Origin of the sequence: Streptomyces sp. NPDC005808, assembly GCF_042871385.1 — a bacterium.
In the GTDB taxonomy this organism is placed as follows: domain Bacteria; phylum Actinomycetota; class Actinomycetes; order Streptomycetales; family Streptomycetaceae; genus Streptomyces.
In genome coordinates this window covers 157,913-176,591 of sequence record NZ_JBIAIK010000013.1, presented here as the reverse complement: position 1 = coordinate 176,591, position 18,679 = coordinate 157,913, and the positions used below count along the sequence as shown (strand labels likewise).

Here is an 18,679-nt window from a genome sequence, read left to right as displayed (position 1 = left end):
CCCGCGCCTCCGCCCCGTACGCCGACGCTAGTACGCGGGGTTACTCCCGCTGTCGGACGACCTGGGAGCCGCTGCCCGGCACCGTGGGTCGGGTGAAACTGAGCCGCCCCGCACGCCGGGCCAACCTGGTCGTCCATGTAGCCGCCTCCGCAAGCTGGCTCGGGCTCACGCTCGGGCTGCTCACCCTCGGGATCACCGCGGCCACCACCGGCTCCGCGGTGACCGTGGAGGCCTCCGTCCGCGCCATGAAGCTTTTCGCCGACTGGCTGCTGCTCCCCGTCGCGTTCCTCACGCTCCTCAGCGGGCTGGTGCTGTCCCTGGGCACCCCGTGGGGGCTGGCGAGGCACCGATGGGTCTTCACGAAGTTCTGGCTGACCCTGGCCACACTCACCGCCACCGTCTTCGCGCTGCGCCCGGGAGTGAACCACGCGGTTTCCGCCGTCGCCGCCGGCGGACCGCTGCCCGACGCCGGCGACGTGCTGTTCGGGCCCATCGTCTCCCTGTCCGCTTACGTCTTCATGACAGCGATCTCGGTCCTCAAGCCCTGGGGGCTGACCCGACGCGGCCGCAACCTGCGGGCGGCCGGCCGCACTCCGGTGGACGCCGGGCGAACCCACCAGACCGCCTGAACCGTTCAGACCGGCATACGCTCGCGGTGCTCCGCGGCGGACTCCTTGACGGTTGCCGCGAGTTTCTTCACCCTCGGATCGGCCCCGTTCTTCCGCAGGTCGGTCGACAACTGCTCGGCGTGGGTGAGGTGTTCGCGCAACGCGGATCGCAGCAGTCCATCGAACCGCGAACCCGTCACGTCACCGAGCGCCTTCATTTCCTCGGAGTTGACCATCCCCGGCATGTCGTGGCCCTCGTGCGGGTTGGTGTCCGGTACGCCGGTCGCGGCGAGAAGCTCGCGCAGGGCTGTCAGGTGGCTGCGGTTGTCACGGGCGACACCTGCAGCCCAGGTCTTGAGCGCCGTTTCACCGCCATGACGCGGTACGAGTTCGAGGATGAGTCGGGTCTGGTCGTCCATGGCGATCAGCAACTGGAGCCAGGCGATGTCCGTCGTACTGAACGTTCCGGTGGTTCCGGCCGCCGCTCCGGAGGCTCCCGCTGGGGAGCTGTCGGTGACGGTTGCTTTGGCGGCTGTGCCGGCCCCCTGCTGGGAGCCGGCACACCCGGACATGATCAACAGAGCACACAGCAGCGTCACGACGAGCTGTGCCCGGCCCGCACGGCGCGTTGCAGCGGGTTCGGGTTTCGCCATGACCGTCTCCTGTCTCGGGGCCGTGCTGCGTGCGATGTCCCGCGTATGCGGGGCAGGTTGGTGGCGCCGCTCAGGAGGGGTTGCCGTCAGCGCCGCACTTGACGATGGCGTTGATGCAGTTCGTGGTCCTGCGTGCCATCTCGGCCGTCGGCCAGGCGTTGAAGAAGTCGGCATGCATCGTGTAGCCGGCACCGGATGCCAGACGCAGTCCCGCTGTCGCGCCGGTGACGGGGTAGCGCAGTACCTGACGCAGTTTCGGCACGGGCACGGGGTGGCTCGCGGGGCAAGCGGCGTTCACCGGGTAGGCCATGTGGCTCTTGTGGTCGGCGGAGTCCAGGTCCCTGCCGTTCCAGCACTGCGGGAAGTCGAGGTAGGACTCCAGCATCGAGTCGGCCGGGCAGGCCACGAAGTCCTTGGAGGGACTGACCTCGCCGTGGTGCAGGCACGACCAGCGGGCGATGGAGGTGGGGTCGGCCGTACCCGTCGCCTTCGCGTTTCCGGCGACGATGCGCAGGCCCTGGGGGAGGGGCTGGGTGCGCTGGATGATGTCGTCGCGCACGCCTTCACCGAGGTAGTAGAAGGTGGTGCCGGTGGGCTCCACCGCCTGGTTGTTGGAGTAGAGGGTCGGCACCCAGTAGGCCGAGGTGTCCACGGTCGGGCTGCAGGTGCTGGCCGAACCCAGCAGGTTGGTCACCGTGGTGTTGGCGTTGGTCACTCGGCTGCCGAAGAAGCTGTGCATGTGGGAGGCGCCGGGCAGCCCGGGGGCGACGATCGGGTCGTCGGGCAGGCGGTGGCTGTAGGGACACTCGGCCAGGAACTCGGCCACCCGGACGACTTCGGCCCCTGTGGTGGTCGAGCGGTCGGCAGTGGCCTGCGTCGCAGCCGCGGACAGCGCGGTCACCACCAGAACGAATGCTGCCAACACGGCGGTCCAGGCGGGCCGCTTGCGAACCCGATCTGTGGTGGGGCGTGGGGAATCTGCTAACACGGCACTCCTCCTTGGGGAGTGGGGGGTGCGCCGGAACCGGTACCGGAACCGGTTCCGGCGCTCTCCTTCGGGAGTGAAAGACACATGACATGGCGTTGTCAATGCTTCTCGTCGGCATTGGTACGCCTGTGCGACGGGTTGGCTTCAAGACTTCAAGACGACCGGAGGGGAGCGGCGACTTCCCTCTCGGGCGCCGGGAGCTACGTGCTCGTGTCCCAGGGATGCGGTGGGACACGGGCTGGGCAGGGACTGTGTGTCCCGCGCACCCGCCCGGCACCGTCGCGATGCGGCAGGCAGCGATGCCTGTACGAATGGACGGGCTCGCCATGGCCCGTCGCGACCTGCGCTCCAGTTTCAGGAGGTTGAGGCGCCTTGGGACGACGTTGAGACGGGCGCGCCATGCTGCGAGCACGCACCGGACCCCGTTCACCGGCGCTCATGAGGCACCGCTGCTTGCCGCCGGACCTATGCGCCGGACAGACCCTGGTTGCCGCGAACCGGCAGCACGTTGTCCGCGTTGATCCGCGCCGCGTCCGAGCGGACGGTCACCGACGAGGCGTCCATGTACTCCGTATCGGCCCGGGCGTTGAGCCCGCCAACGTACCGGTTGCCCTCGATGAGCACGTCGTCCGAGCCACGGAAGACGTACAACCGAGAGGAGTACGGCGCCGTCGCGCCCGCGGCCCGCCTGATCACGTTGTCCGTGAAGGACAGCCCGCCGACACTCTTGGCGTCCACCACGGTGACATCGCCGACCTCGAACGTGTTCCGCTCGATCCGGATGCCGTGGTGCACCGGATCCGCGGCGTTCAGCACCTGGTTGGTCGGCTCGACGAAGATGACCGGACCGGTCGAACTCACAAAGGTGTTGCGACGGATGAGGACGTCCGAGACCGCGCCCGACTCGTACCACTGGTAGGCGTCGGCCGAGATGTAGATCGCCGCCATCGTCGTCCGCTCGAAGCGGTTGTTCTCGATCACGACGGGCTTGGGCGTGGTCACGAGGATCCCGCGCGTCGGCACATTGCGGAAGACGTTGCCGGCGATCCGCACGCTCGGCGTGTACGTCAGGTTCTCCACGACGGTGCCGCCGATCTTGACGCCCGCGGGAACCGGCCGGTCCAGAGTGATCGTCATGTCGGTCAGCGAGGTGTCGTGGTCCTGCCCGCTCGGCCCGTCGACGGCGGTCACCCTCGCCCTACCGTCGGGAACCGGGCGCATGGTCGCGCTGTCGACCAACTGGACCTTGTCGCCGACGTAGAACTGCGGGAACCCCGCGGTCTGCGGATGCTTGTAACTCACTGTCAGGCTCTTCGCCGAGGGCTGCGTTGCCACCTGCAGATAGGTGCCGTGGATGTTGATCGGGTCGTCGTGCGGGCCGTCGAACACGCAATTGGTCACCGACACCTTGCCCTTGATCCCGGACATCTGGATGAAGTCGGCGAACCCGGCGGTGGCGCGCCCGGATTCCGGATCCGGTGAGAAGTCGACCCGGTCGATGGTGATGTTCTCGCTGAACTGCCCGACCAGCCCGAAGGTCTGCAGCTCCCGGGCGACCAGATTGCGGACCGTGACGTCGGAGGACTCCCAGATGAACGCTCCGGGCTGCTCCCGCTCGATCTGCCGCATCTGATACACCAGCCCCTGGTCCGAGGGCTTGGCGGAGGTCGTGTAGTCGATCCGGATGCGCTGCCCGCCCAGGTCGGTCATCGACGCCACGTCGCTGAACAGCGGGTTGTCACCGCGCCAGGATCGCTGCTCCGTCGGGTCCTGGATCTGGGTGTACTCCAGAGCGTTCACGCCGGACCAGTACGGCTGTCCGGTCACCGGGCTGGTCTCGCCGAGCCAGGTCACCTTGTTGTCCGCCACCTTGTACGGGCTGTCGGCCGGCACGCTCAGGATCCGGTAGGCGCGCCCGTTCTCCACCCCGGCCGTCTTCACCGTGGCGTCGACGACTTTCGGCGCGACATAGTCGAAGGTGAAGCCGGTGAACGTCACGTTGTGCGAGCGGATACTGGCGAACGCCGTCTGCAGCCCGTGGAACAGCAGGGTCGACCCACGGCCGTCCACCACCACATCGCGCATGTCCTCGATGAGCAGCCCGATCGACTTGTCCCGGTAGCGCTGATCGGCGCCGACCGTGTTCGACACGTACAGCTCGCGTACCTCGGCGCTCTCCGGGTACAGCTGGTAGGTGCCGCGCGGGAACACGATCCTGACCGGCGCCTTCACGGTCTTGGCGTGCCGGAGCGCAGCCTTGACCGCGGGTGCCGAGTCGGTGCGTCCGCGAAGATCGGCACCGAAGTCCGTGACGTCCACCACGGTGAACCCGGCCGTGTTCACCGTTGCCCCGGTGGCGGGCGATGCGCCGACCAGGCCGAGGCAGGCGGAGAGAACGGCGAGAATCAGCAGTCCGACGAAGGGGCGGGATCTACGGGGAGTACTGCGCTGCGAGGTGATCAAGGTTGCGGCTCCTTGTCCTGGCATGGACACGCTAGGGGGCGTGTGCGCGTCATCCTGCCCCAGCAACCCACGAAACAGAACAGCAACCACCAGTTTCAAAAGGTTTACGGACCCCTCGTCGCGCCCTTGCCCCGGTACCCAACAGATCTCAACTTGCGTGGCAAAAAAGGGTGAGGCGGTGGGTTGGCCACCGCCTCACCCTCGGAGCCCCGGAGTGAACGCGTCGTGCGGAGGAACGCGACGGCTCAGCGCTGGTTGAGCCCGTCGTCCACGGCGTGGATCAACTCACCGTCGGCGGTGTCTCCGTCGAGCGACCAGAACATTGCCCCGCCCAGCCGGTGCCGGCGGATGTAGTCGGTCTTCGCGGTGAGGACCTGCGGATCGTCGTACGTCCACAGGGTCGTGCCGTCGAAGAGCCAGGCATGGCCGTTCCGGCGATCGCGGTAAACGGTGTACGCGCCCGAGTCCGCAAGCTTCTTGAGCGCCTTGTAGTCCTCGTACCCTGCCTGCCAGGTCGCGGGCGCGGGCGCCGCCGCGGGCTGGTTCAGGCCGTCGCCACCCCCGGTCACGCCGGTCCAGCCCTGCCCGTAGAAGGGCATGCCGACGACCAGCTTGCGCGCCGGTGCGCCCCGTTCGAGCCAGGCGTCGACAGTCTGGTCGACGCTGAAGTCGTTCGCGGCGTACAGCGCGGACTGCTGGTTCGTGGTCGCCTCACCGGAGACGTGGAAGTCGTAGCCCTGAAGGTTGACGAAATCCAGGTCCCGCATGATGCGGGGTACGTCGAATCCCGCGTCGATCTTCTCCGGGGCGGTCGGGACGAACGCCGTCAGTTCGTACTGCTTGCCCTTCCTCTGGCCGGCCGCGTAGGCGTCGAGCTGCCGGCGGAACTCGTGCACCAACGCGGTGAAGTTCCGCTTGTCCTCGGGGCGGTAGACCGTGTCGGTGTCACCGGCGGACCCCGGCCACTCCCAGTCCAGATCCACACCGTCGAAGAGCCCGGCCGCGGCGCCCTGGCCGCCACGTGCTCCGTCGACGGGAAGGTTGCCCTTGATGTACAGGTCGAGGCACGAGGCCACGAACGCCTTGCGGGAGGCGGCGGTGCGGGCCGCGTCGGAGAAGTGGGTGGACCAGCTCCAGCCGCCGAGGGAGATCAGCACCTTCAGGTCAGGGTGCTTCGCCTTCAGCTCGCGCAGCTGGTTGAAGTTGCCCGCCAACGCCTGCGTGTCGGTGTCGGCGACGCCGTCCACGGAGTTCTCCGCGTCCAGCGGGCGCGCATAGTCCGCCCAGGCGTCGGCCTCGCCGGGGACGTTCCCCGTGAAGCACTTGCCGTCCGAACTGACGTTGCCGAAGGCGTAGTTGATGTGGGTGAGGCTGGCTGCCGCTCCGCTCGTCTCCAGGTCGGCGACCTGGAAGTCGCGGCCGTAGACACCCCATTGGGTGAAGTAGCCGACGCTCTTGTACGCGGGGGACTTCGACGTGTGAGGGCCATCGGCGGACGCGGGGGCCGTGGCGAGGAGAGTGACGGGAAGGGACATGGCGCAGGCGGCGAGTGCCAGCCTGCTGAGAAGTCTTCGACGCATGCCCGGAAGCTATTGGTCTGTACCATCTGCGGTCAAGAGTGCGGCTGGTGCTCGACCGTGGTGGTTCGGCGCTGGGCCCCCGCGCCGCCCGACTACCGCAACGCGTAGCCGCCGTAGGGGACTTGGCCAGACCCTGCCGTTGAAACCCGGTCCGCCCAGTCCTCCGGGCCCTCCGGGTCCGCCGCGAAACCGCAGGCAGGCCGGGAACCGGCCGGACCGAATGGCCGAACACTGCGAGGGTTGTAACGTGCGGGTCAGTACCGGACCCGCCACCCGCGCGGCTTGCAGCACCGGTAACCCACCCGCTGTCCGACGAAGCAGAGTCGACCGAAGAGAGGATCGATCATGTCCGCCCCAGCGGCGCGGAACACTGACACCACGCAGACGGCGGACACGGGACGACAGGCCGCTGTGGGCAAAATGCTCCGGCACTTCACGATGTCGCTGGACGGGTTCCTGGATGGGAAATTCCGGAGGTGCCCCATCCGGGTTGAGCTGCTCAGGGGCGATGACCCCCCGGCCGCGGTGAACGTGCGGCACCGCCCGGTCGTGAGCGGATAGGCCGGAGCAGCCGGCCGCCGAGGACCGCTTGAACGTACGACCGGAGGGGACACGCTCGCCATGGGGACCGCTGTACACGTTCCGCAGACGCGGGACATGATCGGGGACGAACTCTCCGGAGACGAGGCGCTCACCGCGCTGCGGCACTACGGAGGGCGCCGGCTGCTTCTCGACGCCTTCGCCCGGTTCCGCTACGCCGACGGCTTCACCAGCTCCCGATCACTCGCGTTCCAAGTGGTCCTGGGGATGGTGCCGTTCACCATCGCGCTCGTCGGTGTGGCGACCACGGTGCACACGGAGAGCGTGGGACGGATCATCGAGCTCACACTCGGGCGCATCGTGCCGGGTGCCAGCTCGGGGCTGGTCGCGGAAGCTCTGGACGGCACCGAACGAAGCGCCGGCTCCGGCGCCTGGAGCGCCGTCGCCATGTGGCTGGGGCTGGCGTTCGCCGTACTCAACCTCGCCTCGGCGATGGCGCAGGTCGAACGAGGCGCCAACCGCATCTACGGCATCGAACGCGACCGGCCGTTCCTCGCCAAGTACGGGCGGGCCCTGCTCCTCGCCATGGCCGCGGGCATGCCGATGGTCCTCGGGTTCCTCGTGCTCGTCGCGGGGGATGCCGTCGGGAACGCGGTGGGGGAGACCTTCGGCTGGCCCCGGGAGCGGCTCGACTGGTGGGGGGTCCTCCAGGTGCCCCTGGGTGTCGCGCTCTCCTGGGTCGCCTCGGCGGTGATCTTCCGCTGGGCTCCGCGCAGGGACCAACCGGGCTACACGTGGCTGGCGTTCGGCTCGGCGGTCCATCTGGTGCTGTGGATCACGGCCACGTGGCTGCTGGCGCTGTACGTCGCCGAGAGCGGATCGTTCGGCACCGTGTACGGGCCGCTGACGGCCTTCGTCGCACTGTTGCTGTGGGCCAACCTCACCGGTGTGACGCTGTTCCTCGGCATCGCCTTCGCCGCTCAGCTCGAAGCGGCCCGGGCAGGAATCACCGACGCCGTGCAGCCGGACCCTGGGCCGGGAGCGTGACCTCGTAACTCTGGGACTGACGGGGTCTGTGCGCGGTCTTGACGTGTCTGGTTCAGACCTTTAGTTTTTGCGGCGATTGGTCACACACTGGCCTTCTGGTCATGGATCTGAATGCCTTGCACTGCCCCCACCATTGCGAAGGGCGACAGCATGCCACGATCCCGTCCCTGGTCCCCACTTTCCCGGGCAACTCGCTTTCTTCTGGCCGGCGTTGTCGCAGCCGCGACACTCGCCGCGTCCGGCGGCACCGCTCAGGCGGTGAACGAGCCGGTCAACGTCTGGCTCACGACTACCTCCGACTCCGCCGGACGGACCGTGACGCGTGGTCTGGCGCAGCAGACCGCGCTGCGGTTCGGCCCCGCGGGCGGAACGGCCCAGCACACGATCACCGTCGACGAGAACACGACGTACCAGCAGTTCGAGGGCGGCGGCGCCTCGATCACGGACACCACTGCCTACCTGCTCCGCGGCGGCCCGATCACCGCGGCCACCCGCGACAGCGTCATGCAGAAGCTGTTCTCACCGACCGAGGGCATCGGGCTGTCCTTCGTCCGCAACCCCATCGGGGCTTCCGACCTGTCCCGGCCGGGCAACGTCTCGCTCGACGACACCTGTTGCACCCTGAATGACTTCGGCGCCAACGGATACGACACCAACGTCCGCCTCCTGACCACGCAGGCCAAGCAGCTCAACCCGGCGCTCCGGGTCAAGGGCGTGCCGTGGAGCTCGCCGGCGTGGATGAAGGACAACGGGCGCATGGACCAGATGGGCTGGCTGAAGTGGGAGTACTACCCCATGTACGCCCAGTACCTGGTCAAGTACATCCAGAGCTACCAGGCCGCGGGTGTCCCCATCAACTACATCTCGGTGCAGAACGAGCCCAACTGCTGCCAGGCGAGCAACCCGACGGCGATGAACTACCCGGGCATGAGCTGGAACCCCTCGGGCCTCGTGGAGTTCACCAAGAACCACGTGTACCCGGCCTTCCGCGCCGCCGGCATCACCACCAAGGTCCTCGTGCACGACTGGAACTACGGTGACTACGCCAGCTTCGGCTCCGCGATCCTCGCCGACACCGGCGTCCGCAACGACCCGCTGTTCGGCGGGATCGCCTGGCACGGCTACTTCGGCGACCCGGCGGTCGGCACCCAGGTCCGCAACCAGTACCCGACCGTCAAGCAGTTCAGCACCGAGCACTCGGGCGGCACCTGGATCGCCAACCAGCACAACGAGGATCTCGCCGACATCGTCAACTACGCCCGCAACTGGAGCAGCAGCCTGGTCAAGTGGAGCCTGGCGCTGAACCAGAACATGGGTCCGCACAACGGCGGTTGCGGCACCTGCACCGGACTGATCACCGTGCAGGAAGGCGGCTCACGGGCCGGCCAGGTCGACTACACCGTCGAGTACTACACCACCGGCCACCTCACCAAGTTCGTCAAGCCCGGTGCGTACCGCATCGCCTCCACCGCCAACAGCACGGTGCAGAACGTCGCCTGGCGCAACCCCGACGGCTCCAAGGCCCTGATCGCCCACAACGGCGGCACCAGCACCCAGTCCATCCGGGTGAACTGGGGCAGCCAGTCCTACGTCTACACACTCCCGGCGCGCACCACCGCGACCTTCACCTGGTAGTCCACGTCCACAGTCAACACCTGCCTTCAGCGACCCATAGGGGCCGCTGAAGGCAGGTGTTCCAGGCTGTCGGCGAACGGGCCGACGCCGCAGGGCTCTCACCGGACCCCTGTGCTCTTGCCAGCTGGACCGGCCCCGGTGTTCACTGACCGCATGCTCCGCTTCACCGAGGGTTTCTGGCCCTCGCGTCGCGTGTACCTCTTCGACGGCTTCTGTCGATAGGTCCTGTCGTCCTAGGGGCGTCGGGCTGCTCCCCGAGGAGCTGTTCGGCAACCCCCGGGCCATGTCGCGTGTCCGCTCCGCGCATCCGGCTCCCGTGTGCCGACCTCTCCGCGCCGCTCGCTGCCCAGTTCCGTGAGCGGCGCATCCGCCGCATCCCAGGAACAGAGGATCACCATGTCCGTGACCGATGAACTGCTGGCCAACAACGCTCGCTACGCCGAGAACTTCACCGGCCCGCTCCCGCTTCCGCCCGCGAGGAAACTCGCCGTCGTGGCATGCATGGACGCCCGGCTCGACGTGTACGCGATCCTGGGGCTCGTCGAAGGCGAGTCGCACGTCATCCGCAACGCGGGCGGAGTGATCACCCAGGACGAGATCCGGTCGCTCGCCATCAGCCAACGGCTGCTAGGCACCGAGGAGATCATCCTCATTCACCACACCGACTGCGGCATGCTCACCTTCACCGACGACGGTTTCAAGGACGTGGTCCAGGCGGAGACGGGGATCCGGCCGTCGTGGGCGGCCGAGGCGTTCCCCGACCTGGACGCCGACGTACGGCAGTCGATCGCCCGCATCAAGGCGGACCCGTTCGTCGTCCACAAGGACCGTGTGCGGGGCTTCGTGTTCGATGTCGCCACGGGCAAACTGAACGAGGTCGTCTGAGGGCGCCGCCCCGGTGGCAGCGGCTCTGTCAGTACTTCGGGCCGCTGCCACCGGGGCGGCGGGCTGGTGCCGGTGCGGCCCTTCCGCAGGGCGTCGCCGAGTTTCCAGGCTGTCGTCAGATGGTGACGGGAGCCGGGCGGGGTCACCTCGACGCCGGTCGGGTCCTTCTCGGCCTTGGTGGGCCGCCGGCCCGCGGCGTCGACGGTCGCCTGGCACGGGGCGTACTCCGCCACCAAAGCCGCGTTCTGGCTGCAGACCGATGCCATCCGTATCGAGCTCCTTGACCGCGGCATCGGCGTGACGGTCCTGCACATGGGTTACGTCGACACCGACATGACCGCGGCGGTGACCCAGCCCAAGTCGCAGCCCGCCGACATCGCCAGGGAGGCGCTGGACGGGATCGAGAAGGGCGCGTTCGAGGTACTCGCCGACGAGACGTCCCGGCAGGTGAAGGCGGCCGTCTCCGGTGACATCACCAACCTCTACCCGCAGCTCAAGGGCTGACGCCGCGCTGTGCCGCCTGCCCGCTGTGCACGCGCCGCGGACAGGCGGCGTACGCGTTACGTCGTGAAGCGGTGGTTGCCGGAACTGCTCAGACGACCGGCTCGCCGATGCCCAGCAGGTTCCCCTCGCTGTCCCGGAACCAGACGGCGCGCTCGCCCCGTGCACCCTTGCTCGGGTAGTTCCCCTCGACCTCGGCGATGCCGCCCCTGGTGCGAAAACCTGGCACATCGACCTCCTCGAACACCACGCCGCGCCGCCGGAGTTCCGACACGACCGCCTCGATGTCATCGACCTCCCACCCCATCTGAGTGAAGGTTCCGGGGGAGGCTCCGGTCGACCGGAACAACGCGAAGTCCACGCCTCCGCACCGGTAGAGCAGCCCGCCGGGCCGTTCGTCGACGGGCTCGAGCCCGAGCTGTTCGGAGTAGAAACGCCGCGCCCGGTCCAGATCCTGCGCGGGAAGCCTGGTCGCTACGCGTCCCCGGGCCAGAAAATTCGTGTCAGATGCGCTCATGGCTCCAGGGTGCCGTGAACAGCGGCCGGACCGGCGGAGGCGACAGGCGCGTGCTGTGCGGCGCCTGCTTGGTCAGGGGGCGAACGCCTCGGTCAGACGCACGCTGAAGCCGTCCTCTTCCATCAGGATGACGGTCACGCCGAAGGGGGAGGGGTGGTCCAGGTCGAGCGGGGTGAAGGAGAATTCGACCGCGGCCCGGACCGGCGCCACCAGCTCACCGCCCGGCTGTGGCTCGAGAGCCGGCAGCCAACGAGGATCGACCTGGACCGCGCCGTCGGGGGAGGGGGCCGACGGCTGCTCGGCGTAGGGGAACCGGTGCAGGACGTGGCCGTCCTTCGTGGCGTGCACCATGTTCAGGCACGGGGCCGGGCCGACGACCGGCAGCCCGCAGGCGGCGGCGACATCGCCTGTCTCCCAGGCCAGGACGACCTCGTCCGCGCCGGCCGCCGCGGCGATGTTCGAGAGCTGGGCGATGCCGGTGAGCGCGTCGTCGCCGGTCTTGATGGGGCGCACCCAGACCAGGCCGACCAGTTCGCCGCGCACCAGGGGCATGATGACCGGGCGGGGCACCTCGCCCTCGCCCAGACCCGCGGTGTACGCGTTCTTCATCGAAGCGACCAGTGCGTCCCACACCTGCGTGTCCACGAACTCTCCCTCACCAACGGCACGTTCACGAGCATGCCGACCCTGCCACGGCAGGCTCTCCGCCGCCAGCCGCGGCAATCCTCCCGGGGGCTCGAGCAGACTCGGCGTCCGCCTCCCGGCTTGGCCTGACTCGGCGTCCGCCCCCGGCTTGGCCCGCGGGCAGCCCTGTCAGAGCCGCCCATCGGCCTTGGAACGGCGGCTCGCCCCGGGTGGCTGCCCTGGCCCCCGGTGTTCGAGGGGGTGGTCGCAGTCGAGTTCGCCACTCGGTCCCGGATGGGCACTCCCACCATCCGGCGGCGGCCGAAAACTGACCTGCGTCAAGACGAACACCCAGCAAGCATGGGCCAATTCGAGCCGAACTGTTGGCGCATCCATGACAAGATCGCCTGTGCGATGTCACTCTGATCTTCGCGCGTTCACCCTTCCTTCACACCCCCACATTTTGCACGCCACGTAGTTCTGACACGCCTCGCGTTCATCTCGTGCCGTGCCCTTTCCCGCTCAGCGCGTCGCCTGCCGGCCACACCCTGCCGGCCTGCTCTCCCGGCCTCCATCACAGGCCTCCGTCGCATAAGGAGAAGCCCTTGCTCCGGCCACACCGCACCCTCAACCGACGCAGATACACGGCAGCGTTGGCCCTCACCACCGCGGGCACGCTGCTCGCCGCAGGTTTCCAGGCCGGCGTCGGGTCGGCGGCCCCCCGCGAACGCGGTGACGGGAAGATCGTCGCTACGCCCCGGGCCGGTGCGGCCCCGGCGGAACTGTCTCCGGCCAAGCACGCCGAGCTCATGAAGAGCGCGGGCCTCGCGGTCGACGACACCGCCAAGAACCTCGACCTCGGCTCCAAGGAAAAGCTGATCGTCAAGGACGTCGCGAAGGACGCCGACGGCACCACGCACACCCGCTACGAGCGCACCTACGCCGGCCTGCCGGTCCTCGGCGGCGACCTGGTCGTGCACGTCAAGGCCGGCCGCACGACCGTGTCCGAGGCGACCGAGGCTGCCATCGAGGTCCCGACGACCACGCCCCGCATCACCGCCAAGACCGCCGCAGGCAAGGCACTTGCCGCCGCCAAGAAGGCCGAGGCCAAGAGCCCCGCCGTCGACGGCGCGCCGCGACTGGTCGTCTGGGCCGGCGGAGCCGAACCGGTCCTGGCCTGGGAGTCGGTGGTGGAGGGCCTGCAGCACGACGGCACCCCGAGTGAGCTCCACGTCATCACCGACGCCGCCTCCGGCAAGGCCGTCTTCGACTTCGAGCAGGTGCACACCGGCAGCGGCACGGGCCAGTACAGCGGGACGGTCGACGTCGGCAGCACGCTCTCCGGCACCACGTACCAGCTGCAGGACCCCGACCGGGCCGACCAGAAGACCTACGACCTGAACCAGGGCACCTCCGGCACCGGAACCCTCTTCACGGATGACAACGATGTCTGGGGCGACGGTACTCCGGCCAACCGGCAGTCAGCCGGTGTGGACGTCGCGTTCGGCGCCGCGGCCACCTGGGACTACTACAAGGACGTCTTCGGCCGCAACGGCATCCGCAACGACGGCGTTGCCGCCTACAGCCGCGCGCACTACGGCAACGCGTACGTCAACGCCTTCTGGTCCGACAGCTGCTTCTGCATGACCTACGGCGACGGCGCGACCAACACCCACCCGCTGACCTCGCTGGACGTCGCCGCGCACGAGATGACCCACGGCGTCACCAGCGCCACCGCCGGTCTCGTCTACTCGGGCGAGTCCGGTGGCCTCAACGAGGCGACCTCGGACATCTTCGCCGCGGCCGTGGAGTTCAAGGCCGACCTGGCCGCCGACGTTCCCGACTACCTGGTCGGCGAGAAGATCGACATCCGCGGCAACGGCACACCGCTGCGGTACATGGACAAGCCCTCCAAAGACGGGGTGTCCCGCGACTACTGGGACTCCACTCTCGGCAGCATCGACGTCCACTACTCCTCGGGCCCGGCCAACCACTTGTTCTACCTCCTCTCCGAGGGCAGCGGCACCAAGACCGTCAACGGGGTCGCCTACGACAGCCCGACCTACGACGGCGTGGCCGTGACCGGCATCGGCATCGAGAACGCCGAGCAGATCTGGTACCGGGCCCTCACCACCTACATGACCTCCACCACCAACTACGCCGGCGCCCGGACCGCGACCCTGCAGGCAGCGGCGGACCTGTTCGGCGCGTACAGCGACACCTACCTCGCCGTCGCCGCTGCCTGGGCCGGCATCAACGTCGGTGACCGGATAGCGCTCGGCGTCAACGTTGCCCCGATCGCCGACCAGACCAGCGGTGTCGGCCAGACGGTCTCCCTGCAGGCCGAGGCGTACACCACCAACTCCGGCGCGAGCCTGACCTACGAGGCCACCGGCCTCCCGGACGGTCTGACAATCAGCGACACGGGACTGATCACGGGCGTCCCCACCACTGCCGGTACCAGCGAGGTGACACTGACGGTCACCGACAGCACCGGCGCGACCGCCCCGGTGACCTTCGACTGGCGGGTGGCGTACATCTACGCCAACGGCACGCGCGTCGACATCCCCGACGTCGGAGCCGCGGTGGAGTCCCCGATCGTCATCACCGGCCTGAGCGGCAACGCCTCGGCAGCCACTCAGGTCTACGTCAAGATCGTCCACACGTACCGCGGTGATCTGACGGTCGACCTGGTCGGCCCCAACGGCACCGTCTACTCGCTGCTGAACCACATCGGTGGTGGTACTGACAACGTCGACCAGACCTTCACGGTCGACGCCTCCACGCAACCGGTCAGCGGCACCTGGATCCTGCGGGTCCGTGACACCGCCTCGATCGACGTCGGCTACATCGAGCGGTGGCAGCTCACTCCCTGACCTCTCCTGAGCCACCTCGCCCGTCCGGTCCGCCTCCCGCGGACCGGACGGGCGATGCCTTTTCCCCCGGGTGAATCGGTGAGCGCGTACGTGGTCCGACTACGCAGGCGTTGACGAACCCGATATCGTCCTGGCGCACCGAATCGGCCCGAGAGCGCGTCACGAACCCCCGTCACCAGCCAACCGGCCTCTCCGGCCGTTCGTCGGGACGCTCGCCGGCAGCGCCGGCGGAGTAGGACCGGAGTACCCATAGGGTGATCCCATGTCCGCCGCCTTGAGTTCCACGAAAGCCCGCGCCGCGCTCCGTACGTCGGCGCGTGTCTCCGTCGACCTGTTGCTGGTCCTCGTGGCGACCGGGGTGGCCCTATGGCTTCTCGGCCGGATGTGGTCGGTCGTATGGCCGCTCGTAGTCGGCCTGTTCCTCACCACGCTGACCTGGCCTTTGGCTCGGTTCCTGCGCCGGCGCGGATGGCGGCCGGCGCTGGCCGCGTCGGTGGTGACCGTGTTGTTCCTCCTGGTCGCCGTGGGCATCGTGGCGCTGATCGCGGTGCCGGTGGCGTCCCAGTCCGGTGACCTGACCGATGGTGTGGTCGAGGGCATCGAGAAGGTCCGCGAGTGGGCTGCCGGGCCGCCGCTGAATATCGCCGACGATCAGATCGCGGGTGCTTCCGACGCCGCTATCGCCCGCCTTCAGGACAGTGCCGGCAGTCTGGTCACCGCTTTCGCCACGGGCGTGAGCACCGTGATCAATGGCGTGGTCACCGCTGTGCTGGCGCTGTTCCTGATGTTCTTCTTCCTCAAGGACGGCCCGCGGTTCCTGCCGTGGCTCACCCGTCAGCTGCCCGGTCGGCTCGCCACCGACGTTCCGATCGTGGCGGCCCGCAGTTGGGACACCCTGGGTGCGTTCGTGCGCTCCCAGGCGGTCGTCGGCCTGCTCGACGCCGTCCTGATCGGCATTGGCCTGTGGGCTTTGGGAGTACCACTCGTTCTTCCGCTGGCGGTGCTGACCTTCGTGTCCGCGTTCGTTCCGATCGTGGGAGCGCTGTTCGCAGGCTTCGTCGCGGTTCTCATCGCGCTGGTGTCGAACGGTCTGACGGACGCACTGCTTGTACTGCTGATCATCGTGGTGGTGCAGCAACTTGAGGGCAACGTGTTCCAGCCCATGATCCAGAGCCGCGGACTGGGCCTGCACGCGGCGGTGATCCTGCTGGCGGTGACGCTGGGCGGCAGTCTGGCCGGCATCGTGGGAAGCCTGCTCGCCGTACCGGTCGCCGCGCTGATCGCGGTCTTCTGGAACTATCTGCGCGAACAGCTCAGCTCCCCGCCGCAGGACCCGGAGACCGATGACTCGCACTCCGGCGCCACTGTTCCCTCGTAGCAGTGGCCACCACCGGGGATCGCCGGCGGCACCGCTCAATCTCAGGACGAGCCCTCCGTCGTCGCCGCCCCATAGGCACCACGCCGTCCGCCGCCAATGGCGACCCGGACTGAAGCCAAACCTGATTCCTAGGAGATTTCTATGAATTCGTGAGGTGTTTGAACACGGCGGGGCGCGGCTGCGTATGGGGGCAGGGGATTGTCGAACCGAGCCGACCAACCGAGCGGACCAACCGAGCCGACCATCACGCGTAGGAGCCCTTCCTTGAGACGCAACACGCGCAGACGCCCGACAGGCGCACGGCGCGCGACCTCTGCAGCGGTCGCGCTGATATTGGGGGGAGTCGGGCTCGTAACGGTCAACGTCTACGCCTCGGCGACCGAAAGCGGTTCGGGCAGCGAGGCCGGCCCGGACAACCAGGTTCTGTCTTCGGCGGGCGCCACGATCGACTGCCCGGACGTCGGTAGCCAGTTGACGACGGTTCCCGACGCCGCCAGGGAAGAGGTCGACAAGGAACTCGCTGTCCTGGACCAGCAGATCACCGAGGCCTATCAGCAACTGCAGGGCGCGGCGCAGGCCGCGGATCAGGGCGCCACCGTCGACGACAGCGAGATTCTGAATCCGCTCGCGGAGAAGCGTGCCGCGGCGATCGACCGCATCGTGCTCGCCCTCGACAGCGCGGGGGACCGTCCGGAAGGACTTGAGGCCCTGGCGACCTGCACATTGCTCAAGTCCGCCGACCAGACCGGCAGTGGTGAGAACGGCGAGGCGACCGGCGACGGCCAGGACGCCGCGGATCAGAACCAGGGCGGCGGCGACGCGGAAGCGGACGACCAGCAGGGCGTCCCCGTCGGCAACGGGCCCGTGGCCGCTGACTTCCAGGACATCAACTCGGTCCAGCCCAACGTGCAGAGCCCGCTGGACCAGGACAACGCCTCCCGCGGCGAGTTCACCACCAGCTGCGGTGTGAACGCCAACGGCCTGTTCAACTCCGACAACGTGATCGTGGCTCCCGGTGTCACCAACGGCGCCCACCACTTCCACGACTACGTCGGCAACCAGGCCAACAACGCCTTCGCCAGCGACGACGACCTGGCCAACAGCGACACGACCTGCGAGGACGACGGCGACAAGTCGTCATACTTCTGGCCCGTACTGAGGCTGCAGAACGGAACTCAGGAACAGGACGCCGGATCGGCCGGGGGCGGAATCGAAGGCAACGCCGGTGAGATCGTCACGCCCAAGCAGGTCACGCTGACCTTCGTCGGCAGCCCGCAGAGCGAAGTCACCGCCATGCCACGACTGCTGCGCATCATCACCGGTGACGCCAAGGCGTTCGTCAACGGCAACGCCAACGCCAACGCGTCGTGGAGCTGCACCGGACTCGAGGACCGGCAGCTGAAGGACAAGTACCCGATCTGCCCGCAGGGCAGCGATGTAGTGCGCACCTTCAAGTTCCAGAGTTGCTGGGACGGCGCGAACATCGACAGCGCCAACCACCGCACCCACGTGGCCTTCGCGGACGCCCAGGGCAATTGCCCCACCGGGTTCCGCGCCATTCCGCAGCTGGTGCAGCGACTCGTCTACGACGTCGACGCGCCGAGTCTGGACGACGGCGGACGGACGACACCGTTGTTCGCGGTGGACTCCTTCCCGGAGCAGCTCCACAAGCCGGTCACGGACCACGGCGACTTCATCAACGTCTTCGACGAGGCACTCATGCAGGAGATGGTCGACTGCATCAACAGCGGCCGTCAGTGCGGTGCGGGTGCCGACCCGGGCACCGGTACCGAGGAACCGCAGGAGCCGCCTGCCTCCGAAGAGCCGTCGCAGGAGCCCCCCGCTTCCGAAGAACCCCCGCAGTCCCCGACGCCCACCGCGGACACCCCGTCCAACGGCCAGGGGAACGAGGAGCCGGGCGGCAACGGAGGCGACAACGGAGCCGACAACGGCGGTGACAACGGCGGTGACAACGGCGGTGACCAGAGCACGGAGCCCGCGACGACCGCGCCGGGAACCGAACCGGGAACCGAACCGGCGGGCGAAGACTCGCCCGACGCCCCCGTCAGCGTGGAACCCAGGGTCGAGACACCTTCGGCCACCTACGAGGCTGAGACACCGTCGTCCCACGCCGGCTCGGACGGCGATCACGGCAGTGAGGTCGGCAGCCCCGCGCAGACACCGCCGCCGGCCGGCGGGACGGACCCGTCCGCCGTATCGGGGATCGAACCGCAAACGGAGGGCACGGGCAGCCTCGCCGCCACGGGAGCGCAACTGTGGCCGGCCGCGCTGGGCGGGGTCTTCGTGATCGCGGGCGTCGTCGTGCTCCGCCGCATCAGGCGCGGCCAGATCTGACGGGGCTCCCAGGAGCGCGCTTGAACGGT

Annotated in this window: 13 protein-coding genes and 1 pseudogene; 8 read left to right on the top strand and 6 right to left on the bottom strand. The window is 68.4% G+C overall.

The genetic code is table 11. From position 1 onward, the window contains the following. Window positions 1–92: 92 nt before the first annotated feature. Entirely contained in the window at window positions 93–629 is a 537-nt protein-coding gene (locus ACFYPC_RS26930; RefSeq protein ID WP_388681062.1) for a DUF2269 domain-containing protein, read from the top strand. A 5-nt stretch (window positions 630–634) separates the two neighbouring features. On the opposite strand, the gene ACFYPC_RS26925 is transcribed toward ACFYPC_RS26930, so the two are convergent. From ACFYPC_RS26925 to ACFYPC_RS26910, 4 genes are all read right to left on the bottom strand, one after another. Then, the gene (locus ACFYPC_RS26925) at window positions 635–1,261 is read right to left on the bottom strand and encodes a DUF305 domain-containing protein (RefSeq protein ID WP_388681059.1); all 627 of its coding nucleotides are present in this window, start codon (window positions 1,259–1,261) and stop codon (window positions 635–637) included. A 70-nt stretch (window positions 1,262–1,331) separates the two neighbouring features. Beyond that, window positions 1,332–2,162, bottom strand: coding sequence for a DUF1996 domain-containing protein (locus ACFYPC_RS26920; protein ID WP_388681255.1), 831 nt, complete (start codon window positions 2,160–2,162; stop codon window positions 1,332–1,334). 552 nt (window positions 2,163–2,714) lie between these two features. Further along, window positions 2,715–4,712 carry a right-handed parallel beta-helix repeat-containing protein gene (locus tag ACFYPC_RS26915; protein ID WP_388681056.1) on the bottom strand — a complete coding sequence of 666 codons (1,998 nt, stop codon included), beginning with the start codon at window positions 4,710–4,712 and terminating at the stop codon, window positions 2,715–2,717. A 245-nt stretch (window positions 4,713–4,957) separates the two neighbouring features. Further along, window positions 4,958–6,292, bottom strand: coding sequence for a glycoside hydrolase family 18 protein (locus ACFYPC_RS26910; RefSeq protein ID WP_388681053.1), 1,335 nt, complete (start codon window positions 6,290–6,292; stop codon window positions 4,958–4,960). A 621-nt stretch (window positions 6,293–6,913) separates the two neighbouring features. Between ACFYPC_RS26910 and ACFYPC_RS26905 the strand changes: the two genes are divergently transcribed. The 4 genes and pseudogenes from ACFYPC_RS26905 (at window position 6,914) to ACFYPC_RS26890 (ending at window position 10,903) form a co-directional block, all read left to right on the top strand. After that, on the top strand, window positions 6,914–7,879 hold the full coding sequence (locus ACFYPC_RS26905; protein WP_388681050.1) for a YihY/virulence factor BrkB family protein: 966 nt from the start codon (window positions 6,914–6,916) through the stop codon (window positions 7,877–7,879). 150 nt (window positions 7,880–8,029) lie between these two features. Then, window positions 8,030–9,511: pseudogene (locus tag ACFYPC_RS26900) on the top strand (glycoside hydrolase family 30 beta sandwich domain-containing protein); the annotation flags it as partial. Between the two features lie 399 nt (window positions 9,512–9,910). Further along, window positions 9,911–10,399 (top strand): beta-class carbonic anhydrase, encoded by a 489-nt coding sequence (locus ACFYPC_RS26895; protein WP_388681047.1) that lies wholly within the window; start codon window positions 9,911–9,913, stop codon window positions 10,397–10,399. Window positions 10,400–10,576: 177 nt separating this feature from the next. Next, window positions 10,577–10,903: an SDR family NAD(P)-dependent oxidoreductase gene (locus ACFYPC_RS26890; protein WP_388681045.1), complete on the top strand. Its 327-nt coding sequence runs from the start codon at window positions 10,577–10,579 to the stop codon at window positions 10,901–10,903. An 88-nt stretch (window positions 10,904–10,991) separates the two neighbouring features. Here ACFYPC_RS26890 and ACFYPC_RS26885 read toward each other — a convergent pair whose 3' ends face one another. Together ACFYPC_RS26885 and ACFYPC_RS26880 are read right to left on the bottom strand one after the other, a co-directional pair. Continuing rightward, window positions 10,992–11,417 (bottom strand): VOC family protein, encoded by a 426-nt coding sequence (locus ACFYPC_RS26885; RefSeq protein ID WP_388681042.1) that lies wholly within the window; start codon window positions 11,415–11,417, stop codon window positions 10,992–10,994. Window positions 11,418–11,489: 72 nt separating this feature from the next. Continuing rightward, the gene (locus ACFYPC_RS26880; RefSeq protein ID WP_388681039.1) at window positions 11,490–12,062 is read right to left on the bottom strand and encodes a hypothetical protein; all 573 of its coding nucleotides are present in this window, start codon (window positions 12,060–12,062) and stop codon (window positions 11,490–11,492) included. A gap of 584 nt (window positions 12,063–12,646) precedes the next feature. On the opposite strand from ACFYPC_RS26880, the gene ACFYPC_RS26875 reads away from it, so the two are divergent. The 3 genes from ACFYPC_RS26875 (at window position 12,647) to ACFYPC_RS26865 (ending at window position 18,650) form a co-directional block, all read left to right on the top strand. After that, window positions 12,647–14,917 carry a M4 family metallopeptidase gene (locus tag ACFYPC_RS26875; protein WP_388681036.1) on the top strand — a complete coding sequence of 757 codons (2,271 nt, stop codon included), beginning with the start codon at window positions 12,647–12,649 and terminating at the stop codon, window positions 14,915–14,917. 262 nt (window positions 14,918–15,179) lie between these two features. Next, complete coding sequence (locus ACFYPC_RS26870) at window positions 15,180–16,295, top strand: AI-2E family transporter (RefSeq protein WP_388681033.1); 1,116 nt, start codon at window positions 15,180–15,182, stop codon at window positions 16,293–16,295. Window positions 16,296–16,559: 264 nt separating this feature from the next. After that, window positions 16,560–18,650: a DUF1996 domain-containing protein gene (locus tag ACFYPC_RS26865; RefSeq protein WP_388681031.1), complete on the top strand. Its 2,091-nt coding sequence runs from the start codon at window positions 16,560–16,562 to the stop codon at window positions 18,648–18,650. Window positions 18,651–18,679: the final 29 nt, after the last annotated feature.

Excerpts from the sequence above, each read along its gene's own strand:
- ACFYPC_RS26885 (WP_388681042.1), bottom strand. The coding sequence starts at position 11,417 with ATGAGCGCATCTGACACGAATTTTCTGGCCCGGGGACGCGTAGCGACC.
- ACFYPC_RS26870 (WP_388681033.1), top strand. The coding sequence starts at position 15,180 with ATGTCCGCCGCCTTGAGTTCCACGAAAGCCCGCGCCGCGCTCCGTACG.
- ACFYPC_RS26905 (WP_388681050.1), top strand. The coding sequence starts at position 6,914 with ATGGGGACCGCTGTACACGTTCCGCAGACGCGGGACATGATCGGGGAC.
- ACFYPC_RS26925 (WP_388681059.1), bottom strand. The coding sequence starts at position 1,261 with ATGGCGAAACCCGAACCCGCTGCAACGCGCCGTGCGGGCCGGGCACAG.
- ACFYPC_RS26895 (WP_388681047.1), top strand. The coding sequence starts at position 9,911 with ATGTCCGTGACCGATGAACTGCTGGCCAACAACGCTCGCTACGCCGAG.
- ACFYPC_RS26910 (WP_388681053.1), bottom strand. The coding sequence starts at position 6,292 with ATGCGTCGAAGACTTCTCAGCAGGCTGGCACTCGCCGCCTGCGCCATG.